Below are 24,742 nucleotides of genomic sequence, written 5' to 3'. Positions count from 1 at the left end.
TCACCGGTCTGACCATCGCCGGCTACACCTACGGCGCCCTGCTCGGCGCGTTCCTGCTGGGCCGGACCGTGCGGCGCGCCAACGAGGCCGACTCCGTCGTGGCCTTCCTGGTGACCGTCGCGGTGATGACGTACGTCGTGCGCGCGGTGCGGATCGACGTCACCACGGCCGGCGCGACCGTCCCGACGGCGATCGCCGCCCAGTGGCTGGTCCCGATCGGGGTGGCCGTCACCCTCGCCGTCGGCGGCCTGTCGAGCCTGCTGCACCGCGCACCCGAGGCGGCCGAGGTCCGCACGGGAGCGAACGGTCCCGACTCCGGGGAGGGCCGGGTCACGGCGGCCACCCGCCCCGACTGACCGCGCCGGCGCCACCCGCCCGACCGGCCGCGCCGACGCCACGGGCCACGACCGACCCCGCCGACGCCACGGGCCACGACGGTCCACGTCGGTAGGACCCGACCCCGAGGAGGCACCATGTCCCGGCCGCAGCCGTCCGCGCCCGCCGAACGGGCGGCGCCATGCGGGTGATCGGCCTCATGTCGGGCACGTCCCACGACGCGATCGAATCGGCAGCCGCGGATCTGGTCCTGGACGGCGATGCCCTGCTCCTGCGGCCCCTCGGACACCTGGCCGTGCCCTACCCTGACGAGCTGCGCGCCCGCGTGGCCGCCTGCTTGCCGCCCGCGGTCACGACCACGCAGGCGGTCTGTGCACTGGACAGCGGTATCGGGCAGGCCTTCGCCGGTGCGGCCGCGCGCGCCCTGCGGGAGCTGTGCGGGGGCGTCGCGGACCTGGTGGTCTCGCACGGGCAGACGGTCCACCACTGGGTGGAGGACGGCATCGTCCGTGGCACGCTGCAGCTCGGGCAGCCGGCCTGGATCGCCGAGGCCACCGGGCTGCCGGTCGTCTCCGACCTGCGCAGCCGGGACGTAGCGGCCGGCGGTCAGGGTGCCCCGCTCGTCGGGATGACCGACACCCTGCTGCTGCGCGGTCTGCCCGGCACCCCCGCGGCCCTGAACCTCGGCGGCATCGCCAACGTCACCGTCCTGGCGCCCGGCGCCGATCCGCTGGCCTTCGACACCGGTCCGGCCAATGCCCTGCTCGACGCGGCCGTCCACCATTTCACCGGGGGCGCAGCGGCCTACGACGCGGACGGGCGGCGGGCCGCCGCCGGCCGGGTGCGCCCCGAGCTGCTCCGTGTCCTCCTGGACGACCCGTACTACCGCAGGGCCGCCCCGAAGACCACCGGCAAGGAACACTTCCACCTGCCCTACCTGGAGCGGGCCCTCGACGCCGTACCCACGCCCACGCCCGCGCCCGACGACGTGCTGGCCACGCTCACCCGGCTGACCGCCGTCACGGTGGCCGACGCCTGCCGTACCCATGGGGTCACCCGTCTCGTCGCCTCCGGCGGCGGCACCCGCAACCCCGTGCTCATGCGCATGATCACCGAGGAACTGCCCGGGGTACCGGTGCGCCCCAGTGACGAGTTGGGCCTGCCCTCCGACGCCAAGGAGGCCCTCGCGTTCGCCGTCCTGGGTTTCCTGACGGTGCACGGTCTGCCCGGCACCCACCCCAGCGCCACCGGCGCCCGCCGAGCCACCCTGCTCGGCAGCATCACCCCCGGCCTGGAGCCCTTGCGCCTGCCCGAGCCCGTGACACAGCCGCCGCGCCGGCTGCGGATCGTCCACTGACCGCAGCAAGTCGTTCCCGACATCGAAACATTCGGAAATTCAGATCCCTCTCCATGGGCCTCACTCGATGAGCTCGGCGGAAGCCTCAGGACTTCGGCTTCGCGTAGAAGTGCCCTGAGCAGCTAGACCTGGCACGTGGCCGACGAGTGGGCTGCGGCTAATGTTTCGGAATTCCTGTCGAAATCGTTGACAGTCCATCAGGGCCGTCCAACACTGTCGCCGACAAGGGGGGCCACCGTGCGAGGAGGAGGAAGCATGAAGGACGCGCTCTTACGCCCGGCGCGCCGACGGGCCGGCCGGCCAGGCGTGTTCGGCCGTTTCAGGCTGTTCGTCAGCAGCGCCTGCACCATGCTGCTGGTCGGCGTGGCCGCGCTGACGCTGCCCGGCACCGCCCAGGCCGACACGGTCATCACCAGCAACCAGACCGGGACGAACAACGGCTACTACTACTCGTTCTGGACGGACTCCCCGGGAACGGTCTCGATGAACCTGGGCTCCGGGGGCAACTACAGCACGTCCTGGCGGAACACCGGCAACTTCGTCGCCGGCAAGGGCTGGAGCAACGGCGGCCGCAGGGCGGTGACCTACTCGGGCACCTTCAACCCGTCCGGCAACGCCTACCTCTCGCTCTACGGATGGACCTCGAACCCACTGGTGGAGTACTACATCGTCGACAACTGGGGCACCTACCGGCCGACCGGCACCTACAAGGGCACGGTCACCAGTGACGGCGGCACGTACGACATCTACCAGACGACCCGCTACAACGCGCCCTCCGTGGAAGGCAACAAGACCTTCAACCAGTACTGGAGCGTCCGGCAGACCAGGCGGACCGGCGGCACCATCACCACCGGCAACCACTTCGACGCCTGGGCCCGCGCCGGCATGCCCCTGGGCAGCTTCAACTACTACATGATCCTCGCCACCGAGGGGTACCAGAGCAGCGGCAGCTCCAACATCACGGTGGACGGCGCCGGTTCGGGCGGTGGCGGAGGCGGTGGCAGCGGCTGCTCCGCGACGCTGTCGGCCGGCCAGCAGTGGGGCGACCGGTACAACCTCAACGTCGCCGTCTCCGGCTCCAGCAACTGGACGGTGACGATGAACGTGCCGTCCCCGGCCAAGGTCCTCTCCACCTGGAACGTCAGCGCCGGCTATCCCAGCAGCCAGGTACTGGTCGCCAAACCCAACGGCAACGGCGACAACTGGGGCGTCACCATTCAGCCCAACGGCAACTGGACCTGGCCCACGGTCTCCTGCAGCACCGGCTGACAGGCGGCCCGGATCGCCAGTGGCGGGGAGGCCGTCCAGGAGGTGCGGGGGCCGCGGCCGCGCTGCCGCAGGTGCCGGTACCGGCCGACAGGGCGACCTCCTCGCGGCACGGCCCGGCGCCCGGTGGCGAGGGGAGGGAGGAATGCCTCCCCGGGACGTTTCGCTCCCCGGATGGATTCCTCCGCTTTTCGGGCAGGCGCCGCGGTGTGAGGCTCGACCGTGAGCAGCCGTCCGTGACCCGGGGCTGCGGCACGAGACCCTCGTACCGAAGGAAGACCCACCATGCGCGGAGCAGTCATCCACGCGCCCGGCGACGTGCGCTTCGAGAACCTGGACGACCCGAGGATCAGCCGGCCGACCGATGCGATCATCCGCACGGTGGCCACCTGCGTGTGCGGCTCGGACCTGTGGCCGTACCGCGGCGCGGAGCCCATCGGCGACCCCCACCCGATGGGTCACGAGTACGTCGGCATCGTCGAGGAGGTCGGCAGCGAGGTCACTCACGTCACGCCGGGGCAGTTCGTGGTCGGCTCCTTCGCCACCTCGGACAACACCTGCGCGAACTGCCGCAACGGCTGGCAGTCCAGCTGTCTGAACCGCGAGTTCATGAGCACCTGCCAGGCCGACTACGTCCGCATCCCCAACGCCCACGGCACCCTGGTCGCCACGGACGAGCACCCGGCCGGCGACCTCGTGCCCAGCCTGCTCGCCGTCTCGGACGTGATGGGCACCGGCTGGTACGCCGCCCTGGCCGCCGAGGTGAGGCCCGGCTCCACGGCCGTCGTGGTCGGCGACGGAGCGGTCGGCCTGTGCGGGGTCATCGCCGCCAGGGAACAGGGCGCCGAGCGGATCATCGCCATGAGCCGGCACGAGTCCCGGCAGAGGCTCGCCCGCGAGTTCGGGGCCACCGACGTCATCAGCGAACGCGGCGATGAAGGCGTCGCCCGCGTCAAGGACCTCACGGACGGCATCGGCGCCGATTCGGTGCTGGAATGCGTGGGCACGCCCGAGGCCATGCGGCAGGCCCTGCACTCCGCGCGGCCCGGCGGCAACGTCGGCTTCGTCGGCGTCCCGCACGAGGTGGCCGTGGACGGCCAGGAGCTGTTCTTCTCCCAGGTCGGGCTGCGCGGCGGTCCCGCACCCGTCCGCCGCTACCTGCCCGACCTGATCGACCGCGTCCTGTCCGGCCGGATCGACCCGGGCAAGGTCTTCGACCTGACCCTCCCCCTGGACCAGGTCGCCGAGGGGTACAAGGCGATGGACGAGCGCCGGGCCATCAAGACCCTGCTCAAGCCCTGACCACCGCTCGGGCGTGACACGGCGCACGCGCCGGCCGACGGCGGCCACGGCGTGATCGTCCACGTCCGCGACCGCTGCCGTCTCACGGGCGCCGACGCCACCGACCGGTGGAAGGAGGTCGTCCCCGCCGTCAGGGGGCCTGGAGGACGAGGACGGCGTTCTGGCCGCCGAAGCCGAACGAGGTGCTCAGGACCGCGTCGACCCGGCAGGCACGAGCGGCCTTGGTGACGACGTCGAGGTCGATGCCGGGTTCGGGCGTGCCGAGGTTGGCGGTCGGGTGGATGGTCTGGTGGTGCAGGGTCAGCACGCACACCGCGGCCTCGACGGCGCCCGCGGCCCCCAGGGAGTGTCCCAGGACGCTCTTGGTGGCGGTGACGGGCGGCGGCCGGCGGAAGACCCGGCGCAGGACCGCGGCCTCCACGCGGTCGTTCAACGGCGTCGACGTGGCATGCGCGTTGACGTGGTCGATGTCGCCGGGCGCCAGGCCGGCCTCGGCCAACGCTGCCCGCACCGCGCGTTCGGCGCCCCCGCCCTCGGGGGGCGGGCTGGTCGGGTGGTGGGCGTCGCTGGTGGCGCCGAACCCGGACAGGACGGCTTTCCCCGGGGCGCCGCGGGCACGTGCGTGTTCCGCACGCTCCAGCACGAGTACGGCGGCCCCCTCGCCGAGGACGAAGCCGTCCCGCTCGGCATCGAAGGGCCGCGAGGCACCCTGCGGGTCGTGGCAGCGGGTGGACAGTGCGCCCAGCCGCCAGAACCCCACGCTGGACAGCGGCCCGCAGGCGCTCTCCGCCCCGCCGACCAGCGCGATGTCGCACATGCCGGCGGCCAGCAGCTGCCGGCCGATGCCGATGGCGGTGGCGCCGGACGCGCAGGCGGTACTGACGCCGAAACCGGCTCCTCTCGCGCCCAGGTCGGCGGCGACCTCACCGGCGGCCATGTTGGGCAGGGCCCGCGGCACCGTGGTCGGTGAGATCTTCTGGTACGCGCCGGACGTCAGGCAGCGCAGGACGTGCACGTCGGTGTCGTGGCTACTGCTGCCCACCCCGATGACCACGGCGACCCGGTCGGCGTCCCACTCCCCCGGTCGCAGACCGGCGTCCCGGACGGCTTCGCGCGCCGCGACGAGGGCCAGGTGGATGAAACGGTCGGTGCGCCAGCGCAGCCCGCGTCCGAGCGCGGCGGCGAGTTCCCCGTCGTCGACCCGGCAGCCGAAGTCCACGGGCAGGCCGGCGAGTCCGGGGTCGGTGGACGCCGTCGGTGCCCCCGCACACAGCCGCCGCCAGGTCGGGCCGGCGCCGACCCCTGCCGGGGTGACCAGACCGACGCCCGTGACGACGGCCTGGGACCTGTTCATGCGTCCACGTCCGCCGGCGCGGCGGCCAGGGCGTGCAGAACGGCGCGGGTGGAGTCGTCGGCGAACCGGGCCACGTAGTCGGCCACCGCACCGAGGGTGACCTCGGGCCCCGCCGGCATGGCCTCGTCGGTGAGGGGGACGTCGATGCCGGTCTCCTCCTCCACCACGACGAGCAGTTCCGCCAGGGCGATCGAGTCGAGCCCGAGGTGTTGCAGGTTGCTGTCGGCACTCAATTGCGCCGGGTCCATTTCGAAGTGCGAGACGATGAGACGGACAAGCGTGTCGACGATCAGCTGGTCGGCCAAGAATTCTCCCCGGGAAGAAAAGTTCGAATAGGCGGACCGCCAGCAAAGCGCACCCGGGACGGGCCCGCCGGGTAAGCGGCGGCGCGTGTCGGAGAACAATGACCGGAGTGGTCTACGCGGCACCACTGCGCGCCGCGCGCCTGTCCGGGGGAGGCCCAGCGGGGACCGCGGGGAGGCGGGGCAGCCCCCGCCAGACGGCCGCCGCACCGGCCACGGCGACCAGCGCCGCCACCCCCGCGCTGCGGCTGAGGCCGGCGACGAACGCGTCCGTCGCGGCGGACAGCAGCTGGTGCCGCACGGCGGGCGCGGCCTGCCGGCCCGCCCGCACGGCCGTGACGACGCTGTCCCGGCCGGCGGGCGCCAGGCCACCCAGCCCCGCACGGGCGAGCGCGTCGCCGACCCGGTCCCGGTAGACGGTGGCCAGGACGGACCCCTGGACGGCGACGCCGAGGGTGGCGCCGACCTGGCGGCCGGCGTCGTTGACGGCGGAGCCGACACCGGCGTACGACTCCCCCACGCTCTCCATCACCGCGGCGGTGCCGGCCGCGGCCGTCAGCCCCGCCCCGAGGCCCGCGAGGACCTGTACGACGGCCAGGTGCGGGTAACCGGACTCCGTCGTCGTCCGGGACAGCAGCACGAAGGAACCGGCGGTCACCAGGAGGCCGCCCGCCATGACGGACCGGTGGGTCAGCCGCATTGTGAGCAGCGCGGCCAGCCCCGCACCGACGATCAGGGACCCCGGCAACGGCAGCGTGCGCACCCCGGCCTCCCACGGTGTGCACCCGAGCACGCCCTGGAGGTAGAGGGAGATGACGAACAGGGCACCGAACATCGCGAACGACATCATGGCCAGGGCAGCGGCCGGGACGGTGACCTCCCGGCGCATCACGTGCCGCGGCAGCATGGCTGCCGGCGCCCGCCGCAGCCACACCCCGAAGGCCGCCAGCAGCCCGGCGCCCAACGCGGACACGGCGAGGACCGGCGCACTCGTCCACCCCCGGGCGGGCCCTTCGATGATCGCCCAGACCAGTGCCAGCAGCCCGGTCGCGGACAGGACGGTTCCCGGCAGGTCGACGGGCTCGCTGCGGGCGGGCGGCAGTGCCGGGACCACGAGGAGCGTGAGGGCGACGACGGCCGCGGCACAGGGGACGTTCAGCCAGAAGACCGCACGCCAGGAGTGGTGACTGACCAGCCAGCCCCCGATCACCGGCCCGAGGGCACCGCCCACCCCGCCCACGGCGGCCCACAGGGCGATGGCCCGGCGCCGCGGCTCCCGCTCCGGGAAGAAGGCGGTGAGCAGCGAAAGCGTCGCGGGCATGATCAGTGACGCGCCCGCGCCCATGGCACCACGGGCGAGGACCAGCTGCCACGGCACGGCGGCCAGCGCACCGGCCACGGAGGCGAACCCGCAGGTGACCAGGCCGGTGAGAAAGGCTCGTCGGCGCCCGATCCGGTCGGTGACGCCCCCTGCCGTCAGCACCAGGCCGCCCAGCACGAGCGCGTAGGCGTCGACGATCCACTGGGTCTGCCCCGTGGACGAACCGAAGGCGGTCTGCAGTTCGGGGATCGCCACGTTGAGGACGGTGAGATCCATACCCAGCAGAAAGAGCCCCGAGCAGACCACTCCGGCGCTCACCCGACGTCTTCGCGTACTTGGTGTCGTCCGCCTTCTCGGCGTTCTTCGGGTTCTTCGCGTTCTTCGCGCAGCCGCGTGAAAAGCCGCGTCATCCGTTCCGCGTTCTGCCGTCATGTGCACTCTTTATCAGAATGCGTGGGCCGGAATGCGTGCCCGCCGCTACGGCAAGGGGACCGGGGCCGAATGGAAGCATCCGATACGTTCATCGACTGTCTGGCCGGGCAATTGCCCTTCGATATCGGCACGGAGGAATTCGTGCGGGATCCGTACCGCTTCTACGAAGAGGTACGCCGTTCCAGTGGTCCGGTGCACCGCGCGGACTCGGGTGCCGTCGTCGTACTGGGTCACGCCGAGGCGAAGGCCGTCCTGGGCGACCCGCGCTTCGGCCACGGCGCCCAGACGGCCCAGGACCGGACCGGCTACGGCGTGCCGGCCCGCACCTTCCTGCTGACCGACCCCCCGGGCCACACCCGGCAGCGCGAACGCGTACGGCGCGCCTTCACCGCGCGCGAGATCCTCGTCCTGCGCCGTGAGGTCGACGAGAGGGCGGCGCGTCTCGTCGGGGAGGCGGCACGGTCCGGTACGACGGACGTCGTCGCGGACGTCGCACGGCCCCTGTCCGCGGGGGTGGTCGCGGATCTCATCGGCGTGCCGGAGGACCTGCGCCCGCGGTTCACGCAGGCGGCCGAGCTGCTGGTGCGCGGCATGGATCCGCCCGGTCTGATCGACCCCGGCACACGGGAGCGGATCGCGCGGGCGCGGGTCCGGCTGGCGGGGGACATCGGCGCGGCCCTGCGCCGGCCGTCCGGCTCGGGAATCCTGCGCACCCTCGCCCAGGACGCCGACGGCCGGCCGGCCCGGGCGGAGACCGTGGCCACGTGCGCGCAGCTCGTCGCGGCCGGCTACGAGACGACCGTGGGCCTGATCGCCAACGGTACGTACGCCCTGCTCCGGCATCCCGACCAGCTGGCGTGGCTCGCGGCCGCCGGCCACTCGGAGCAGGCGTGCGCCGTGGCCGTGGAGGAACTGCTGCGCTTCGACCCGCCGATCCAGCTGGCACCCCGCTGTGCCCTGTCCGACGCCGAGATCGCGGGGACGTCCGTACCGCGCGGCACGCTGGTCCTCGTCCTGCTCGGCGCGGCCAATCGTGATCCGCGTGTCTTCCCCGACCCGCACCGGCTGCGGCTCGACCGGCAGCCACGGCACCTGGCCTTCGGGCTGGGCGGTCACTACTGCCTCGGTGCCGCACTGGCCCGTCTGGAGGCGACCGCGGTACTCAGGCACCTGCTCCCCCGCCGGCCCCGCCGGACCGGCCACCCGGTGTCGTACAGCCCCGCCCGGGTCGCCCGCAGCGTGCAGAGCCTGCGTGTCCGGCTCGACCCGGACGGGCGCGGTCCGGACGCGGCCCGGCTGGCGGGGATGACATCACCGGCCTGACCATGGGTACCCCCCGCACAGGAGGTTGTGATGTTCGAAGCATCCGATATCCGCGAATGGCGAGAGCACGACGTCGTCGACGCGGACGGACACAAGATCGGCACGCTGGAGGCCGTCTATGTGGACACCAGCACCGACCAGCCCTTCTTCGCCACCGTGACCGTGGGTCTGCCGACCCGCCGCCGGCTGGCGTTCGTGCCCCTCACCGGTGCGACCGTCGGTCCGGGCTATCTGAAGGTCGCCCACGGCAAGGACCGGGTCAAGAAAGCCCCGTCGATCGACATCGACGGGGAGCTTCCCGCCGCCGACGAACCGGCGGTGTTCGCCCACTACGAGCTGACCTACACGCCGGGCGCCGACGGCGAGCGACGCCTGGGCCGCCGTTGACCTGCTGAATCCGACGGGAGATCCGATGAGCCTGTTCCTGTTGCTGATCCTCGTGGCCGTCGCCCTGGGCATCATCGGCGTCGCCGTCCACGGCCTGTTCTACCTGCTGGTCATCGGCGTCGTCGTGCTCGTTCTCGATCTCGTCTACGTGGCCGTGCGCTTCCGCCGAGGGGGCAGGAGGCACCGCGTGGTCCGCTGACGGCGGCCCGCCCCGCGCTCTCGCGGGACAGATGGGGTTCCGGTGGTGGAACCGCCGAACGGATGTGCTCCCGGGCGGGCCGCCGCCCCGGCGCATGGCGGGCCGCCAGCCGGTGAGACATCGCATATGGACGAATCGACATCCCCCGGCGCGGTGCCGCATCCGCGTGTCCCTCCCCCTGAGCCCGGCGTGGTGTTCACGGCGGACTTCGCCTCCGAGACCCAGTGGGTCGCGGGACGCTCGTGGGCCTACCCGGGCGGCGGGCCGGTCAACCCGGGTGACAACAAACTCGACTACCTGGTGTCCGACGCCGCCTACAGCCGCTCGGGCGTGTTCCGGGCCACCCGGCGGCCGGACGGGCTGTGGAACACGGGACTGCTGACCACCGAGGGCAGCCCGGACGGGTTCATGGTGCGGTCGGGGGACGTACTGGAGGCGCGCGTACGACTGCCCGAGCAGACCGGTGCCTGGCCGGCCATCTGGACCTGGCGGGACGGCGACCAGGAGGTCGACGTCTTCGAGTACCACCCGGACAACCCGGACCTGCTGGAGTTCACCAACCACGTCCGCGGCGGCAGCCTCTACCTGACCGACGACGCAGTCGCCCCCGGGGCCTGGGTGGACCTGCGCACCGATTTCGGGGCGCGGTCGGTGGTCTGGTGGCTGAACGGCGCGCGGGTCTTCGCGGACGGGCGGGGCGTGGGGCGCTCCTGGCGGGCCTACCTGATCGTGAACCTCTCGGTCAGCGCCGGCCGCTACCACCCGTCACCCGACCCGGGGGCGACCGAGATGTCGTTCGAGGTGGCCAGCCTGGTGGTACGGCGTCCGTCCGCGACCCGTGCGCCGCGCGGCGGCACGGGCGGCACAGGCGGTAGGGCAACGGCATCCGCGGCCGGGCATGGAGAGCCGTCCGAGGCGCCGTCCGAGGCGGGGGGCGCAGAGTCGTCTTCCTGAACCGTCCACGCGTCCACGCGTCCGGCCGGTGACTACCCGCCGGAGCCCGTGTCCTCGCCGCCTCGCCGCCCTTCATCCTCCTGGTCCTCCATGCCCACGCCGCGCAGCGGCTCGCCGGCCACGGTGCCGGCCTCGGGCTGGTAGCCCTCTTTGGCGCTCGCCGTGCCCGGAACCGTCCGTTCGCGGGCCTGGCTCTCGCTGCCCGAATGTGCTCCGGGCTCCTCCTCGTCACGGGCCCGCGCGTACCGGTCGGCGGGTTCCCCGGTGTGTTCCGTCATGGCCGTCCTCCGCTCCGCTCGGTCGCCCCGTCCGGGTTCCCGGGGGCCGTGCACGGAAACGGCCGGCACCATGTGTGCCCGCGCCGGGCGGGGGGAACTTGGTTCGACCGGGTGACGGGGGTCCGGCGAGAGGAGTCCACGTGGCAGCGTCGGCAGCGGACGGCCGGGACCCAGGTGCCCCGGAGGCCGGGCACACGCCCGATCCGCAGCGGTGGCGCGCCCTGTGGGTCACGCTGGTCGCCGGTTTCATGAGTCTGCTCGACGTGACCATCGTGGCGGTCGCGCTGCCCACCATCCAGCGCTCCCTGCACGCCTCCGCCGCCCAGGTGCAGTGGGTCGTCTCCGGGTACGCCCTGACGTTCGCGCTCGCCCTGGTCACCGCCGGCCGTCTCGGTGACGCCCTGGACCGGCGCCGTATCTTCCTGCTGGCGCTGAGCGGCTTCGTGCTCTGCAGCGCGGCCTGCGGAGCGGCCCCCGGCATCACGCTGCTGGTGGTGGCCCGGCTCGCCCAGGGCCTGGCGGCGGGCTTCATGGCGCCCCAGAATTCCGCGCTGATCCAGCAGATGTTCCGCGGGGCCGAGCGCGGTCGGGCCTTCGGCTTCTTCGGCGCCACCGTCGGCATCTCCTCCGCCGCCGGCCCGATCACGGGCGGTGCCCTCCTCGCCCTCGCCTCCGGCCCGCAGGGCTGGCGGTGGATCTTCTACGTGAACGTCCCCATCGGCATCCTGGCCGTCCTGCTCGGCCGCCGGCTGCTGCCCCGGACCCGGCGCTCCGAGCGTGGCCGGGTCGACGCGACCGGTGTGCTGCTGCTCGGCCTGGGTGTCCTGGCCCTCATGTATCCGCTGGTCCAGGCGGACTCCGGCGGGCTCGACCAACTGTGGTGGCTGTTCCCGGTGGGGGCGGCGATCCTCGCCGTGTTCACCTGGTGGCAGCACCGCCTCGTCGCCCGGGGTACGCAGCCCTTGCTCGACCCGCGGCTGTTCAGCACCGTGCGCGGCTACGCCGTCGGCGCCGGCATCGGCACGCTGTACTTCGTCGGCTTCAGCGGCGTCTGGCTGGTCTTCGCCCTCTTCTACCAGCGCGGTCTCGGTTTCTCCCCGCTGTGGTCCGGCCTGGCCGTCACCCCCTTCGCGCTGGGCTCTGCGAGCGCGGCCGTGGTCTCCGGTCGGCTGGTGGAGCGGTTCGGGCGCCTGCTCACCGTGTGCGGTCTCGCGGGGGTGATCGCCGGTCTGGGCGGCACCGCGCTGCTGCTCCGGTTCGCGCCGCTGCACACGGCGCCCTGGCTCGCCGCCCCGGTCCTCTTCCTCGGCGGTGTCGGCAGCGGTTTGGTGGTCTCCCCCAACATCACCATGACCCTGCGGGACGTACCCGTGCGCATGGCGGGCGCGGCGGGCGGTGCGCTGCAGACCGGGCAGCGGCTGGGCGCCGCGCTGGGGACCGCGGCCCTGCCCGGCCTCTTCTACCTGGTGCTCGGCAGGAGCCACGACTATCGCGGCGCTCTCGTCACCGCGCTGGGCGCCGCCCTGGTGGGCATGGCGGCGTCCCTCGCGCTCGCGACGGCCGACTGGCGGCGCGACCGGCACACGCACCGGCCCCGCCGCACGTGCCCTGAGGAGGTGGCCAACGACCCGGTGCACGCCCGGCACACCTGACGGCGGACCCGTGCGCGCCGCGCTGCCTCCCCAGGTCCATCAGGGTGGTCGGGTGCCGTGTCGGACCGCGGACGCGGGCGCCGTTGGCCATGCTGGGCCGGGAGCGGCACCGCGAGCGGCGACAAGGAGCACTGCATGCCGAAGGATTCCCTCGAGCGATTCCTGGCGGCGCTGGACCCCGGTCACCGGGAGGCCGTCGGCGCGAAGCCGCGTGAGGAACAGGAGCAGCTCGCCGCGGCCTGGGAGCGGGAACTGGAAGCGGACGACGAACTCGACACCCTCGACGAGTTGTCCCCGCAGGCGGCGGAGGCGGAGGCGGCCCGCCGGGTCCTGGACCGCGAGGCCGGCTGACACGGCGTCCGGACGGTGATCGGGGTTAAAGTCGACCCCGTGACACTCTCCTTACATGAACGCGAGCAGTTCCTGGCGGAGCCTCACATAGGCGCCCTGTCGGTCGTCGAACGACCGGACCGCGCGCCGCTGACGGTTCCCATCTGGTACCAGTACACGCCGGGCGGTGAGGTGTGGGTGCGGACCGGGCGCGATTCACGCAAGGCCCGGGCGATCCTCTCCGCGGGGCGCTTCAGTCTGATGGCGCAGCGCACGCAGCCCTCCGTGCGCTACGTGTGGGGGAGATGGCCGCGCGCTACCTCCCGGAGGACAAGGTCGCCGCCTTCGTGGAGTACGACCGGGCGAACCTCGGCGAGCACTTCCTCATCTACATGCGGCCCGAGCACTGGGTCGCGGCGGACCTGGGCGCGTTCTGAGGTTCGCCGGCCCTCCTCCCGGTGCCGGCCCAGGCCGGCCCGGGGGGCGGGTGCCGTCGCCGAGTCGCCGGTACGGCTGGGGGATCCCGTAGGCGGCGAGATCGTGGGCCAGGTGCAGCGGGTGCGCCGAAGCCGTCCATGGCCTGCCCGCCCGGACGGGCGGACGGACGGACAGGCCACCGGGGTCGGCCGGAGCCGCGTTACAGCGCGCGTTCCAGACGGTCCGCCATCAGCTTGACGAACCGGGCCGGTTCCTTCGGCTGGCCGCCCTCCGCGAGCACGGCCAGGCCGTGCAGGAGTTCGGCGGTCTCGGCCAGCTCCGAGCGGTCCTCGCGCTCCTTGTACGCCTGGTTGAGACCCTTCACCAGCTGGTGGTGCGGGTTCAGCTCCAGGATCCGCTTGGCGCGCGGCACCTCCTGGCCCATGGCGCGGTACATGTTCTCCAGGGCCGGGGTCAGGTCGTGCGCGTCGGAGACGACGCAGGCCGGGGACACGGTGAGGCGGGAGGACAGGCGCACCTCCTTGATGTCCTCATCCAGCTGCTCCTTCATCCAGCCGAGCAGCCCGGCGTACTCCTCGGTCTGCTTCTCCCGCTCGGCGTCCGGGGTGTCCTCGTCCTTGGCGTCGAGGTCGATCTGTCCCTTGGCGACGGACCGCAGCTTCTTGCCCTCGTACTCGCCGACGGCGTCCGCCCACACCTCGTCGACCGGGTCGGTAAGCAGCAGCACCTCGATGCCCCGCTCCCGGAAGGCCTCCATGTGCGGGGAGTTCTCGATGCTCTGCCGGGACTCTCCGGTCAGGTAGTAGATGTCCTCCTGGCCGTCCTGCATCCGCTCCGCGTAGCTCTTGAGCGTGGTCGGTTCGGACTCGTGGTGCGTGCTGGCGAACGACGCGACGGCGAGGATGGCGTCGCGGTTCTCCGTGTCGGTGACCAGCCCTTCCTTCAGGACCGTGCCGAACTCCCGCCAGAACGTGTCGTAGCGCTCACGGTCCTTGGTCATCATCTCCTTGACCGTGGACAGGACCTTCTTCGTCAGCCGTCGCCGCATCATCTCGATGTGGCGGTCCTGCTGGAGGATCTCGCGGGACACGTTGAGCGAGAGGTCGGCCGCGTCGACGACGCCCTTGACGAAGCGCAGGTACGGCGGCAGCAGCGCCTCGCAGTCGTCCATGATGAACACGCGCTTGACGTAGAGCTGCACGCCGCGCCTGAAGTCGCGCGTGAACAGGTCGTGGGGCGCGTGCGCGGGGAGGAAGAGGAGGGCCTGGTACTCGAAGGTGCCCTCCGCCTGGAGCCTGATCGTCTCCAGCGGGTCCCGCCAGTCGTGGCCGATGTGCTTGTACAGCTCGTGGTACTCGTCGTCGGAGACCTCGTCGCGGGACCGCGCCCACAGGGCCTTCATGGAGTTGAGGGTCTCGGGTGCGGGCGCCTCGTCGCTCCCGTCGGCGGGGCCCTCGGGCACCATGCGGATGGGCCAGGTGATGAAGTCCGAGTACCGCTTGATGATCTCCTTGATCTTCCACGGCGAGGTGTAGTCGTGCAGCTGGTTCTCGGGGTCGGCCGGTTTGAGGTGGAGCGTGACCGAGGTGCCCTGCGGCGCGTCGTCGACCGTCTCCAGCGTGTACGTGCCCTCACCGCGCGACGACCAGCGGGTGCCCTGGCTCTCCCCGGCGCGCCGGGTCAGCAGGGTCATCTCGTCGGCCACCATGAAGCCGGAGTAGAAACCGACGCCGAACTGGCCGATGAGTCCCTCCTCACCGGCCTTGTCCTGGGCCTCCCGCAGCTCCCGCAGGAACTTCGCGGTGCCCGAGTTGGCGATGGTGCCGATCAGCTGCCCGACCTCGTCGTACGACATCCCGATGCCGTTGTCCCGCACGGTGAGCGTGCGGGCGTCCTTGTCGATGTCGATCTGGATGTGCAGGTCGGACACGTCGGCGTCGAGCGAGTCGTCCCACAGCTTCTCCAGACGCAGCTTGTCCAGCGCGTCCGACGCGTTGGACACGAGCTCCCGCAGGAAGACGTCCTTGTTCGAGTAGACCGAGTGGATCATCAGCTGGAGCAGCTGACGAGCCTCTACCTGAAACTCGAAGGTCTCAGTCGGCATGTTCGCGAATACCTCACAGGTCCTGTCGCCGGGACTGGTGCTGCCACTGTAAAACACCACGTCAGCGCGGTGGGCGGAATGGGGGCAACGACGGGGCGGAGCGGGCCGCGCAGCGGCCGATGCGAACCGTGTACGCCCCCTCACGCTTCTCGTTCCGGTTTCGGTGCCCATGACCTCCGCTTCCCCGGGTACTCGGCCGGTGCAGCCAAGGAGTGACAACGGAGGTACGGAGATGAGCACGGTCCGGGAAGCGGTCGAGGTAGAGGTTCCGCTCCACACCGCCTACAACCAGTGGACGCAGTTCGAGGAGTTCCCGAACTTCATGGAGGGCGTCGAGGAGGTCAGGCAGCTGGACGACCGGCACAATCACTGGACCACGAAGATCGGCGGGGTACGGCGGGAGTTCGACACGGAGATCGTCGACCAGCTGCCCGACGAGCGCATCACCTGGCGCACCACCAGCGGCGACACCAGCCAGCGGGGCTCGGTACGCTTCGAACGTGTGGACGAGAGCCACACCCGGGTGGAGCTGGTGATGGACGTGGAGCCCAGCGGAGCCGCGGAGAAGGTCGCGGACCTGATCGGCACCATCGACCGCCGCGTCAAGGGTGACATGAAGCGGTTCAAGGAGTACATCGAGGAGCGCGGCGGCGAGACCGGCGCGTGGCGAGGCCGGGTCCGCCCCGGTGACACGGGTCCGTCGGCGCTCTGACGTCCCCCACAGGTCTCATACGACACAGGGCCCGGGCTCCCAGCCCGGGCCCTGTGTCGTGTGCCCTCGCACGCCGACGTGGGCCCCGGCCAGGCGGGTACCGGTCTCGTTTCCGGACTCGTGCCGCTCGGCCGGGCGTTGTCAGTGGTGTCCGGCACCATCGGGGGCATGACGGACATCGACTACTGGCGGACGTTCCTGACGCGCTGGAGCCACGAGTGGGCGGACGCGCAGGATCCCGACGCGCCCGAGGACGAGCGGCTCGCGGGACACGAGGAGGTGCTGCGCACGCGGTGGCTGGGCTTACCGCCCGCCCCGGAGGAGCGGATCCTCGCTCTGGAGGGCCGGCTCGGACACCGGCTGCCTCCCTCGTACCGGTCGTTCCTGAGGGTGAGTGACGGGTGGCGGCACGCGGGCGGCTTCGTGTGGCTGCTCGCCGGTACCGCGCAGGTGCGGTGGCACCAGGACGCGGCGGGACTGTCCGAGTGGTATCCCGGGGAGCCGGACGACGAGCCCGGTGCCGAGCACGCGGTGCCGGCCGGGATGTGGGACCGGGCCCTGCAACTGGACGTGGAGTCGGACGCCGTCCACCTGCTGATGGATCCCGGGGACGTGGACGCCGGCGGCGAGTGGGCCGTGTACTCCTGGGCGTCCTGGCGAGCGAGCCCGCCGGAACGGTACGCATCCTTCCGCGCGTTCATGGAGGACATGTACCGGGAGTTCCACACCCTCGAGGCGGACCGGGCGGGCAGGACCGGGCGTGCGTTCGTCAACGACACGACGCGGGCGCTGGACGCGTCCGTGGAGGAGGCCCGGCTGACGGCGCTGCGGGGGCGGTACGCGCAGGCCGAGGCGACCCTGGCGGAGGCGCTCGCGTACGGGCGGCCGCGTGCGGCGGGGCTGCGCGACCAGATCCGCCGCCTGCTCGGGCACACGTACACCGTGTCGTTCCACGGGCTCACGACCGATCCGTTGTACGCGCCCGAGGTGCTGCCCGTCCTGGCGGCCGAGCACGTGACCGCGCACCGGCACGACTCCTCGTGGGCCTACCACCTGGGCGGCAACCCCGCACTGGCCGGGACGGCGGACGCGATCCTGCGGGACGTACGGGAAGGCACCTACCGCTACACCCCTGACGGCCCCTTCGGGCGTGCCGTGGCTCAGGCCCGGGAACAGGCGCGGTGGGGTGACACGGACGGGGCGTGGCACACCCTGTGCGCCGCGCTGCCCGAGTGGCGGCCCGTGGGGCCGGAGCACATCGCGCCGGTCGGTCTGTGCGCCGACCCGCTCCTCGGCCCGCTGCTGACCCCGGAGCGGGGCCGGGAACTGCTGGCCGTCCCCCGGGCCGGGCAGCGGGGCGCGCGTCCCGCTCCGGTGGCCGGGGCGGACCCGCCGGGGCTGGCGTGGCTGACCGAGCTGGATCCCGGCCATGTGCTGTCGTCGTCGTATCGCTTCGTCCTGGTGGAGGGGGTGGAGCCGGCCGAACTGCCCGGCCGTGTCGGCGCGGACGGCGCCGGCGTGCTGACCGGGCCGACGACGTTGTGGGAGTCCCGGATGCACCCGCGCGGCGGCGCGAAGGCGGCCGAGTGGGAGGACAGGGCCCGCGCCGCCGTCGGCCGGGCGGGCGACGGCTGGAGCTTCGCGCTGGAAGCCTGCCCCGGCACGGGCTTCGCCGAGAAGTGGTTCGTCTCCCCCGGCGTCGCCGCTTCGCACGGGACCCGCGCGGTGACGGTGTGGAGCGAGCCGTCCGACGGGCACCGTCCCGGCGTCTTCCACCTGTCCGTCGCGGAACGCGGGGAGGAGCGGTACGCGTTCACGGTGCGGGGGACGGCGGTCGGCGTACGGGGGTCCGTGCCGGCCGCGCTGGATCCGGAGCGGCTGTTCCGGCCGGAGGATCCGCCCGCCGGGCGGCTGGGTGAACGCCGGGCCCTGGAAGCGCTCGCCGCCGAGTACGGCGTACGGTTGCCGCGGTTCGCCCTCACTCTCGGGCGGCTGCACACGTTCCTGACGGGCCCCTGGAACCGGCCGCCGGGCCCGGGCGAGGGCTACGCGACGCTGCGCTTCGTCCGCACCAGGCCGTAGGTCCGGCCGGCACCAGGTCAGTTCGGGTTGTCGCCGTGGGTGAGCGTCTCCCAGGCGACGAACAGGTTGTTGCTGCCCGCCGGGCGGTTCCGGTCGGTCAGGGTCTGGGTGTTGGTCATGGCGATGCCCCGGCGGTTGTGCAGGGCGTTGAAGCCGACCTCGGTGACCGGGCCCAGTCCCCGCTTGACCGACCCGCCGCACAGCCAGCTCGGGACGGCCGCGCCCAGTTCGTACGTGGACTGGAAGCCGAGCGCCTGCCGCAGCCGCTCGCCCACGTCGGTGCCGTACAGGTCCTGGCCCTGGATGCGGCTGGTCTCGGCGACGTGCGAGATGGCGGAGATGCCGTAGCCGGTGTGGGTGAAGTCGCGGCACGTCTCCTGGGTGAGGCCGGTGACGAAGGTGGACTGGCCCTGCCAGTAGGAGACGATCTTGTCGCGGGTGTTCAGGTTCTGGCCCGGTACCGTCTTCGGCAGGTCGCCGTCGGAGGCGAGGTACACGTACGCGGCCGTGCGGGTGCGGAACTTCGCCTTGGCCGTGTCGTACGACGCCTTGTCCTCCAGGAAGACGGAGATGCCGACGGCCGCCTCCATCATCGACAGCTCCCAGTTGCCGTTGGAGTTCGAGCCGTTGATGATCTCCGGCAGATAGACGTTGCGCAGCATGGACGCGAAACGGCCGGAGTTGGCCCAGGTGCCGGGGTACGTGTACTTGATGATCTCGGCGGCCTTCGGCCAGGAGGACCCCGCCCAGCCGGTCTGCAGCGGCGCGTTGCTGTCGGTGTGGTCCGTGAGCACGGCCGACCAGGCGTCCATCAGCTCGATCGCCTTCTTGGCGTAGCGCTCGTCACGGGTGATGTACCAGGCGAGCGCGTCGGTGTAGGCCGCGAGGGCGTCCTCGCGTTCGTCCGTGCAACCGTGGTCGGGGTTGGAGTAGGAGCCGCACTCCACCACGGCGCGGGGCTTGGCGGTGCGGCTGAGGCTCGCGTACTTGCTCGCCGTCATCTGGTCGTACGCGCTCTTCCAGGGCTGGGCGCCGGCGAGCACCTTGCCCCGGGCGAAGTCGAGTTGCGCGCGGGAAACGGTGACGCCGGGGTGGACGAAGGTCGCGGGAGCGGCCGCGGCGTGCCCGGTGCCGGGCCAGGCGAGCAGGCCGGTGGTGAGCAGGGTGGCCGCCGCCGTGAGGGCCAGAGCGGAACGCGGGGACTTACGGCGGCGGGGAGCGGGTATGTCCTGCATCTGGTCCGTCCTCATATGTGAACGCGGGGCAGCTTCTTGAACGTGCGAGCTGAACCGAGACCATAGGTACGGACCACATGGCCGTCAAGAGACCACGCAGCAGCGGGCTTTCCACGGCGCGGTGGACGCCGAGCCGCGCCGGCGGCTCTCCGCCACCGGCATCAACAGATGAACACCCACCGACGCGCGGCCGGTCCGGCACCCTGGCTTGAATTCATGTGCGCCGGGCTGTAACTCCCCCCATAAGCACGCCCTGTTCGACTCTTGACGGTACTGGTTCAGACCACCTACCTTCCCGGATGCCGGGTGGGCCCTCCGCGCGCAGCGCTCGGCTCGGTGAGGCCTGCCCCGTCCTTCATCGACCGCGAAAGGCTGTGATCTGCTCCCGTGGCCGCTCAACCCCCCACGCGCTCGACCCTGTTCCGCACCGTGCTCGCCGCCGCCGTCGCCGTATCGGCCGCCGCACTGTCCGCGTCCCCCGCCCAGGCCGCCGCCGGCTCCCCCACCGGACTCGCCGGCCCGAAGCCGACGGCCCCTGCGGCCCGGGCCGGCGAGCGGTGCTGGGCCACCCACTACGGCCCCCAGCCGCCCGGTGCGCTGACGGCGAGCGGCGAAGTGTTCGACAACAACGCCGACACGGCCGCGACCTCGCTCAGCCGTCGGCCCCAACTGCCGTTCGGCACCCGAATCCAGGTGACCAACGTCGCCAACGGCCGGACCCTGGTGGTCCGCGTCAACGACCGGGGCACGTTCGTGCAGACCCCGCAGGAGCCCAAGTGCCTGGACGTGACCGACGGGGCGTTCAGCCGGCTCGGCGGCAGTCTCGACCCGGACGCCGGGCACATCGTCGTCACACAGACCGTCCTCGGCTGATCCCGGCGGCCCCCCTCGTGCCCATCCCCCGGAACACCGCCGGCCCCGTGAACTGGAGCGACCTCTTCATGCCTCACCACCCCCACCCCCGACCGGCCCCGCTGCGCCGCCCGCGACGCGGGCGCCTGCTGACCGCCGTCGCCGCCGCGTCCCTCACCGTGCTGTCCGCCGTCACACCGGCGCGGGCCGCCGACGGGCAGATCACCGGCCTGGCCGGCAAGTGCGTCGACGTGGCGGGCGCGAGCAGCGCCAACGGCACCGCCGTACAGCTCTACGACTGCAACGGCACCGCGGCCCAGCGGTGGTCCAACCCGGGCGACGGCACCCTGCGGGCGCTCGGCAAGTGCCTGGACGTCGTCGACCGCGGCACGGCCGACGGAGCCGCCGTGCAACTGTGGGACTGTTCCGGCGGGACCAACCAGCAGTGGGTGGTCACCTCGGCGCACGACATCGTCAACCCGGCCGCGAACAAATGCCTGGACGTACGGGACAACAACCCCGCCAGCGGCACCCGGCTGCAGATCTGGAGCTGCTCCGGCGGCGCCAACCAGAAGTGGAACGCGCCGGCGAGCGGCGGGGGCGGCACCACACCGTCCGGGTTCGTCGTCTCCGAGGCGCAGTTCAACCAGATGTTCCCGAACCGCGCCCCGTTCTACACCTACGGCGGTCTGACCGCCGCCCTCGGGGCCTACCCGGCCTTCGCGAACACCGGCAGCGACACCGTGAGGAAGCAGGAGGCCGCGGCCTTCCTGGCCAACGTAAGCCACGAGACCGGCGGCCTGGTGTACGTCGTCGAGCAGAACACCGCCAACTATCCGCACTACTGCGACGGGAGCCGGCCGTACGGCTGCCCGGCGGGGCAGGCCGCGTACTACGGGCGCGGGCCCCTCCAGCTGTCCTGGAACTTCAACTACAAGGCCGCCGGCGACGCCCTCGGCATCGACCTGCTGGGCAATCCCTGGCTGGTGCAGAACGACTCCGCCGTGGCCTGGAAGACCGGCCTGTGGTACTGGAACACCCAGACCGGACCCGGCACCACGACTCCGCACAACGCCATGGTGGGCGGCGCCGGCTTCGGCCAGACCATACGCAGCATCAACGGCTCCCTGGAGTGCGACGGCAAGAACCCCGCACAGGTGCAGAGCCGCGTCGACGCCTACCAGCGCTTCGCCCGCATCCTCGGCGTCGACCCGGGCGGCAACCTGTACTGCTGACGGGCGACGCGGCCGGCGTCACCGCGCCCACCCGGCTCGGCGGCTCCGGTACGGCGGCGGCGCGCCGGAAGTCCCGGCAGGGACGGTCGCGGGGGTGCGCCGGTGCGGGCCGGTCATCCGGCCACCGGGGCCGGCCGTGGCGCCAGGTGGCCGGCCCGGTGCAGCCGTGCCACCAGGAGGGCGCAGCCGAGCCCGGTCGCGGCCAGCGCGGTCCACGGCAGCCAGCGCACCCCGGTGTCGAACAGCGCCCCGACGGCCAGGTTGCCCAGGGAGACGGCGATGCCGGAGGCGGTGCTGTAGGCGCCGTAGTAGGTGGCGACGAGCCGGTCGCCCGCGAGCCGGACGACGGTGTCCATCTCGAAGGGGTAGAGCAGCGCCCCGCCGCACGCGAGCAGCACCGCGCACAGCGTCAGGGAGGCCGCCCCGGCGAGTGCGCCCTGCGGCCGGGGCAGCAGCGGCAGGAAGGCCGCGCCCATGACCGCCAGTCCGCGGGCGACGGCCTGCGGCCCGGTCAGGGTGCGCTGGGCCCATGCCGTCAGCTTCAGCTGGCCCGCGAGCGCAGCCAGCGCCGAGGCGGCGAACACGGCGCCGGTGACCGCGCCGGTCCGCTGGCCGAACAGGGCGCGGGCGTGCAACGGCAGGGCGAGATAGACCTGGAAGGCCAGGACGTAGGAACCGCTCATGGCGGCGGCGAAGAGGAGGAAGGGACGGTTGCCGGCGACGGTGCGCCAGTCGGCGGCGACCGCGCGCCAGGCGGGTCCGCCACCACGGCCCGCGGGAGGCCGGGCGGGCAGCGCGCGGGACTGCAGCACGGCCAGGGCGGCGAAGACGGCCGCCGCGACCGTGCAGACCGCGCTGAAGTCCCAGGCGAGCAGGGCGAGTCCGGCGAGCGGGCCGACGAGGACGCCCGCCTGGTAGAAGACGTTGAACGCGGCGAACGCCGCCACCCGGCGCTCCTCCCCGGCGTCCGCCGCGAGGTACGCCCGTACGGCCGGGTTGAACAGCGCGCCCGCCAGACCGGTCAGCGCGGACGCGGCCACCAGAGCGGGGAGGGAACCGACCACCGCCAGCAGCGCGAAGGCGACCGCACGCAGGACGCATCCGGTGAGGATCAGCGGCTTGCAGCCGTAGCGGTCGGCGAGGGTGCCGCCGAACAGGAACATGCCCTGCTGGGAGAAGTTGCGCACGCCCAGCACCAGGCCCACCGCCCAGGCGGCGAGACCCAGGCCGTGGGCCAGGTGGTCGGCCAGGTAGGGCATGAGCATGTAGAAGCCCAGGTTGATGGCGAACTGGTTCACCATCAGCAGCCGGGCCGGGCGGCCGAAGGAGCCCGCGCGGGCCCACAGCCGCTTCACCGGGCACCCGCCTTCGCCCGGTCGCGCGCGAGGGGATCGCGGACCCTTGCGCACCGGGTCCACCGGGTCACCGCGCGGGCGTCGGGCTCGGCGATGTCGTCGGGCCCGGGCGGCGGCGTCCGCCCCAGCAGGCCGTGCTCACGGCACCAGCCGTCGTCGTAGACCGTCGTCAGGTAGCGGTGCGGGCCGTCGGGGAAGACCGCGGCGATCCTGGTGCCGGCGGGGTACGTCCGCGCCGCCCACCCGGCCACCAACGCCACCGCCCCCACGCTCCAGCCGCCGGAGACGTAGTGCCGGCGGGCGAGTTGGCGGCAGGCCCACACCGCCTCGGCCGGGGCCACCCAGTGGACCTCGGCGAAGGCCGCGTAGTCGACGTTGTCCGGATGGACACTGGAGCCCAGGCCGCGCATCAGCCGGGGCGCCGCCGGCTGGCCGAAGATCGCCGAGCCGACCGAGTCCACCCCGATGAGCGTCAGCCGCGGGAAGGCCGCCCGCAGCACCGCGGAGAGACCGGCGGAGTGCCCGCCCGTGCCGACCGCCGCCACCAGCACGTCGATCCGGCCGAGCTGGGCGATCAGCTCGGCCGCGAGGGGTTGGTAGGCAGCGGCGTTGTCGGGGTTGCGGTACTGGTCCGGGCAGTACGCGCCCGGCGTGCGCGCCAGCAGTTCGGCGACCCGCGCGCGGCGCGCCTCCTGCCAGCCGCCCTCCGGGTGCGGCGCGGTCACCTGGAGCACCCGTGCGCCCCGCGCGGTGAGCAGGCGTGCCACGGCCGGCTCCATGCCCGGGTCCGACACGACGGTCACCGGGTGGCCGTACGTCAGCCCGGCCAGCGCGAGCCCCAGCCCGAGGGTGCCGCTGGAGGACTCGACGACCGGTGCGCCCGGCGCGAGGTCACCGCGCCGACGGGCCTCGCGGACCATGTGCAGGGCGGGCCGGTCCTTGAGGCCGCCCGGGTTGGCGCCTTCCAGCTTGGCGTGGAAGCCGCGGCCGGGCGGGGCGAACGGGGTGTCCACCCACAGGACGGGTGTGTCACCGACGAGGTGGGAGGGGCGCCGGGCGGTCAGCAGCCGGGACGTACGCGTCCCGGAGGGTTCGGGCAGGTGGGCGGACGGGGAGGGATGCATGGCGGAAGGACTCCTCCGCGCCCGGCGGTGGTGCGGCGGGCGCTGTGCGTGCGGGCGGGGCGCGGCGGGCACGCCCGGGCCACGAAGGGGCCGGGGCGTACGGGGCGGGCCTACTGCCGCAGCACGCGGCCGAGCACGACCGGGGAGCCGTTGGCACCTGGGCGGGGGGCGCCGGGCGGCCGGTGCCGGCGGGTGCCCGGGAGGCGGCCGCGGAATCCGGCGGCGGGCAGGGGCGGGTGCGTCTCGTCACCGAGCCCGGTGTCGTCCAGCCCGGCACGCGGCCGGTCCGCCGAGTGGTCACCGTGCCCGTCGGCGGTGTGCCGGTGGCGGGGGAACGGGCCGGCCGGGGCCGCGTCGTCGCCGTCGGCCGCAGCGGCACGGCGGTGGGAAGGGGGCGCGGTGGAGCCCGTGCCACGGGCTCCGTCCGTCACGTACCGGCCCTGGGGAGGCCGCACGGTGGGGCCCTTTTCGCCGGCCTCCTCCGTCACGTACCGGTGCCGGTACCGGGGAGGCCGCGCGGCCGGATCCGTGCCGTCGGTTCCGCCCGCGACGGGCCGGGGGTCGTACGCCGCCGCGGCACTCGGGCCCGGGCCGGCGAAGGCGCAGGCGTGCACCGCGCCGGTGAGATGCGCGGCGATGACCAGGGCGAGTCCGATGAGAAGGGCGGCGCCACGGGAACGCCCCGTGCCCCCGCTCCCGTTGCTCCACGACCTGATCACATGCCCACGGTAACGGGTCAGTGACGGTGTGTCATATCGTCGTGGGCCGGCTGCGCCACTCGGGCGATGCCCGCGCCGCGAGCGGCCGGTGCC

At 72.9% G+C, this 24,742-nt stretch carries 22 protein-coding genes and 2 pseudogenes; 15 read left to right on the top strand and 9 right to left on the bottom strand.

All coding sequences use genetic code 11. From position 1 onward, the window contains the following. The 4 genes and pseudogenes from IE312_RS39125 to IE312_RS06960 form a co-directional block, all read left to right on the top strand. Positions 1-356, top strand: a pseudogene (locus IE312_RS39125) (sodium:solute symporter); the annotation flags it as partial. Positions 357-517: 161 nt separating this feature from the next. Further along, positions 518-1,693 carry an anhydro-N-acetylmuramic acid kinase gene (locus tag IE312_RS06970; RefSeq protein WP_189979334.1) on the top strand — a complete coding sequence of 392 codons (1,176 nt, stop codon included), beginning with the start codon at positions 518-520 and terminating at the stop codon, positions 1,691-1,693. 255 nt (positions 1,694-1,948) lie between these two features. Next, complete coding sequence (gene xynA / locus IE312_RS06965) at positions 1,949-2,962, top strand: endo-1,4-beta-xylanase XynA (protein ID WP_370467523.1); 1,014 nt, start codon at positions 1,949-1,951, stop codon at positions 2,960-2,962. A gap of 282 nt (positions 2,963-3,244) precedes the next feature. Further along, positions 3,245-4,261: a zinc-dependent alcohol dehydrogenase family protein gene (locus IE312_RS06960; protein ID WP_189979332.1), complete on the top strand. Its 1,017-nt coding sequence runs from the start codon at positions 3,245-3,247 to the stop codon at positions 4,259-4,261. Positions 4,262-4,391: 130 nt separating this feature from the next. Here IE312_RS06960 and IE312_RS06955 read toward each other — a convergent pair whose 3' ends face one another. The 3 genes from IE312_RS06955 to IE312_RS06945 form a co-directional block, all read right to left on the bottom strand. Beyond that, positions 4,392-5,615, bottom strand: coding sequence for a beta-ketoacyl-[acyl-carrier-protein] synthase family protein (locus IE312_RS06955; protein WP_189979320.1), 1,224 nt, complete (start codon positions 5,613-5,615; stop codon positions 4,392-4,394). Beyond that, the gene (locus IE312_RS06950; protein ID WP_189979319.1) at positions 5,612-5,920 is read right to left on the bottom strand and encodes an acyl carrier protein; all 309 of its coding nucleotides are present in this window, start codon (positions 5,918-5,920) and stop codon (positions 5,612-5,614) included. Before IE312_RS06950 ends, IE312_RS06955 begins: the two co-directional genes overlap by 4 nt. Before the next feature lie 112 nt (positions 5,921-6,032). Beyond that, the gene (locus IE312_RS06945; RefSeq protein ID WP_189979765.1) at positions 6,033-7,544 is read right to left on the bottom strand and encodes an MFS transporter; all 1,512 of its coding nucleotides are present in this window, start codon (positions 7,542-7,544) and stop codon (positions 6,033-6,035) included. Between the two features lie 195 nt (positions 7,545-7,739). Here IE312_RS06945 and IE312_RS06940 point away from each other — a divergent pair, with 195 nt between their 5' ends. The 4 genes from IE312_RS06940 (at position 7,740) to IE312_RS06925 (ending at position 10,533) form a co-directional block, all read left to right on the top strand. Then, positions 7,740-8,993: a cytochrome P450 gene (locus tag IE312_RS06940; RefSeq protein ID WP_189979318.1), complete on the top strand. Its 1,254-nt coding sequence runs from the start codon at positions 7,740-7,742 to the stop codon at positions 8,991-8,993. A 30-nt stretch (positions 8,994-9,023) separates the two neighbouring features. Continuing rightward, positions 9,024-9,380, top strand: coding sequence for a PRC-barrel domain-containing protein (locus IE312_RS06935; protein WP_189979317.1), 357 nt, complete (start codon positions 9,024-9,026; stop codon positions 9,378-9,380). 25 nt (positions 9,381-9,405) lie between these two features. Then, the gene (locus tag IE312_RS06930; protein WP_189979316.1) at positions 9,406-9,579 is read left to right on the top strand and encodes a hypothetical protein; all 174 of its coding nucleotides are present in this window, start codon (positions 9,406-9,408) and stop codon (positions 9,577-9,579) included. A 126-nt stretch (positions 9,580-9,705) separates the two neighbouring features. Further along, positions 9,706-10,533, top strand: coding sequence for a LamG domain-containing protein (locus tag IE312_RS06925; RefSeq protein ID WP_189979315.1), 828 nt, complete (start codon positions 9,706-9,708; stop codon positions 10,531-10,533). A 32-nt stretch (positions 10,534-10,565) separates the two neighbouring features. Here the strand turns inward: IE312_RS06925 and IE312_RS06920 are convergent, their stop codons facing one another. Then, entirely contained in the window at positions 10,566-10,811 is a 246-nt protein-coding gene (locus tag IE312_RS06920; RefSeq protein WP_189979314.1) for a hypothetical protein, read from the bottom strand. Between the two features lie 140 nt (positions 10,812-10,951). On the opposite strand from IE312_RS06920, the gene IE312_RS06915 reads away from it, so the two are divergent. The 3 genes and pseudogenes from IE312_RS06915 (at position 10,952) to IE312_RS06905 (ending at position 13,230) form a co-directional block, all read left to right on the top strand. Continuing rightward, the gene (locus tag IE312_RS06915) at positions 10,952-12,463 is read left to right on the top strand and encodes an MFS transporter (RefSeq protein ID WP_189979313.1); all 1,512 of its coding nucleotides are present in this window, start codon (positions 10,952-10,954) and stop codon (positions 12,461-12,463) included. A gap of 135 nt (positions 12,464-12,598) precedes the next feature. Then, a complete protein-coding gene (locus tag IE312_RS06910; protein ID WP_189979311.1) occupies positions 12,599-12,814 on the top strand; it encodes a hypothetical protein in 216 nt (71 codons plus the stop codon). 39 nt (positions 12,815-12,853) lie between these two features. Then, a pseudogene (locus tag IE312_RS06905) lies at positions 12,854-13,230 on the top strand (pyridoxamine 5'-phosphate oxidase family protein). 200 nt (positions 13,231-13,430) lie between these two features. Here IE312_RS06905 and htpG read toward each other — a convergent pair. Then, positions 13,431-15,335 carry a molecular chaperone HtpG gene (gene htpG / locus IE312_RS06900; RefSeq protein WP_189979310.1) on the bottom strand — a complete coding sequence of 635 codons (1,905 nt, stop codon included), beginning with the start codon at positions 15,333-15,335 and terminating at the stop codon, positions 13,431-13,433. Between the two features lie 232 nt (positions 15,336-15,567). Here htpG and IE312_RS06895 point away from each other — a divergent pair, with 232 nt between their 5' ends. Together IE312_RS06895 and IE312_RS06890 are read left to right on the top strand one after the other, a co-directional pair. Next, complete coding sequence (locus IE312_RS06895; RefSeq protein WP_189979309.1) at positions 15,568-16,047, top strand: SRPBCC family protein; 480 nt, start codon at positions 15,568-15,570, stop codon at positions 16,045-16,047. 168 nt (positions 16,048-16,215) lie between these two features. Then, positions 16,216-18,129 (top strand): SMI1/KNR4 family protein, encoded by a 1,914-nt coding sequence (locus IE312_RS06890; RefSeq protein ID WP_189979308.1) that lies wholly within the window; start codon positions 16,216-16,218, stop codon positions 18,127-18,129. Between the two features lie 17 nt (positions 18,130-18,146). On the opposite strand, the gene IE312_RS06885 is transcribed toward IE312_RS06890, so the two are convergent. Continuing rightward, positions 18,147-19,364, bottom strand: coding sequence for an alginate lyase family protein (locus tag IE312_RS06885; RefSeq protein WP_189979307.1), 1,218 nt, complete (start codon positions 19,362-19,364; stop codon positions 18,147-18,149). A gap of 387 nt (positions 19,365-19,751) precedes the next feature. On the opposite strand from IE312_RS06885, the gene IE312_RS06880 reads away from it, so the two are divergent. Together IE312_RS06880 and IE312_RS06875 are read left to right on the top strand one after the other, a co-directional pair. Beyond that, on the top strand, positions 19,752-20,237 hold the full coding sequence (locus IE312_RS06880; RefSeq protein ID WP_189979306.1) for a septal ring lytic transglycosylase RlpA family protein: 486 nt from the start codon (positions 19,752-19,754) through the stop codon (positions 20,235-20,237). Between the two features lie 68 nt (positions 20,238-20,305). Then, complete coding sequence (locus IE312_RS06875) at positions 20,306-21,451, top strand: chitinase (RefSeq protein WP_189979763.1); 1,146 nt, start codon at positions 20,306-20,308, stop codon at positions 21,449-21,451. 113 nt (positions 21,452-21,564) lie between these two features. Here IE312_RS06875 and IE312_RS06870 read toward each other — a convergent pair whose 3' ends face one another. From IE312_RS06870 to IE312_RS06860, 3 genes are all read right to left on the bottom strand, one after another. Further along, positions 21,565-22,806: an MFS transporter gene (locus tag IE312_RS06870; RefSeq protein WP_229899212.1), complete on the bottom strand. Its 1,242-nt coding sequence runs from the start codon at positions 22,804-22,806 to the stop codon at positions 21,565-21,567. Continuing rightward, complete coding sequence (locus IE312_RS06865; protein ID WP_189979305.1) at positions 22,803-23,930, bottom strand: PLP-dependent cysteine synthase family protein; 1,128 nt, start codon at positions 23,928-23,930, stop codon at positions 22,803-22,805. The genes IE312_RS06870 and IE312_RS06865 overlap by 4 nt, the downstream gene beginning before the upstream one ends. Before the next feature lie 110 nt (positions 23,931-24,040). Next, positions 24,041-24,649, bottom strand: coding sequence for a hypothetical protein (locus tag IE312_RS06860; RefSeq protein WP_189979304.1), 609 nt, complete (start codon positions 24,647-24,649; stop codon positions 24,041-24,043). Positions 24,650-24,742: the final 93 nt, after the last annotated feature.

This window comes from Streptomyces capoamus, assembly GCF_014654935.1.
GTDB lineage: Bacteria > Actinomycetota > Actinomycetes > Streptomycetales > Streptomycetaceae > Streptomyces > Streptomyces capoamus.
The sequence above is the reverse complement of the archived record's forward strand: the minus strand, read 5'-3'. Positions and strand labels throughout refer to the sequence as shown.

Coding starts and splice junctions, on each gene's coding strand:
- IE312_RS06890 (WP_189979308.1), top strand. CDS start 16,216: ATGACGGACATCGACTACTGGCGGACGTTCCTGACGCGCTGGAGCCAC.
- IE312_RS06970 (WP_189979334.1), top strand. CDS start 518: ATGCGGGTGATCGGCCTCATGTCGGGCACGTCCCACGACGCGATCGAA.
- IE312_RS06885 (WP_189979307.1), bottom strand. CDS start 19,364: ATGCAGGACATACCCGCTCCCCGCCGCCGTAAGTCCCCGCGTTCCGCT.
- IE312_RS06920 (WP_189979314.1), bottom strand. CDS start 10,811: ATGACGGAACACACCGGGGAACCCGCCGACCGGTACGCGCGGGCCCGT.
- IE312_RS06930 (WP_189979316.1), top strand. CDS start 9,406: ATGAGCCTGTTCCTGTTGCTGATCCTCGTGGCCGTCGCCCTGGGCATC.
- IE312_RS06940 (WP_189979318.1), top strand. CDS start 7,740: ATGGAAGCATCCGATACGTTCATCGACTGTCTGGCCGGGCAATTGCCC.
- IE312_RS06935 (WP_189979317.1), top strand. CDS start 9,024: ATGTTCGAAGCATCCGATATCCGCGAATGGCGAGAGCACGACGTCGTC.
- IE312_RS06925 (WP_189979315.1), top strand. CDS start 9,706: ATGGACGAATCGACATCCCCCGGCGCGGTGCCGCATCCGCGTGTCCCT.
- IE312_RS06875 (WP_189979763.1), top strand. CDS start 20,306: ATGCCTCACCACCCCCACCCCCGACCGGCCCCGCTGCGCCGCCCGCGA.
- IE312_RS06960 (WP_189979332.1), top strand. CDS start 3,245: ATGCGCGGAGCAGTCATCCACGCGCCCGGCGACGTGCGCTTCGAGAAC.
- xynA (WP_370467523.1), top strand. CDS start 1,949: ATGAAGGACGCGCTCTTACGCCCGGCGCGCCGACGGGCCGGCCGGCCA.
- IE312_RS06955 (WP_189979320.1), bottom strand. CDS start 5,615: ATGAACAGGTCCCAGGCCGTCGTCACGGGCGTCGGTCTGGTCACCCCG.
- htpG (WP_189979310.1), bottom strand. CDS start 15,335: ATGCCGACTGAGACCTTCGAGTTTCAGGTAGAGGCTCGTCAGCTGCTC.
- IE312_RS06910 (WP_189979311.1), top strand. CDS start 12,599: ATGCCGAAGGATTCCCTCGAGCGATTCCTGGCGGCGCTGGACCCCGGT.
- IE312_RS06865 (WP_189979305.1), bottom strand. CDS start 23,930: ATGCATCCCTCCCCGTCCGCCCACCTGCCCGAACCCTCCGGGACGCGT.
- IE312_RS06895 (WP_189979309.1), top strand. CDS start 15,568: ATGAGCACGGTCCGGGAAGCGGTCGAGGTAGAGGTTCCGCTCCACACC.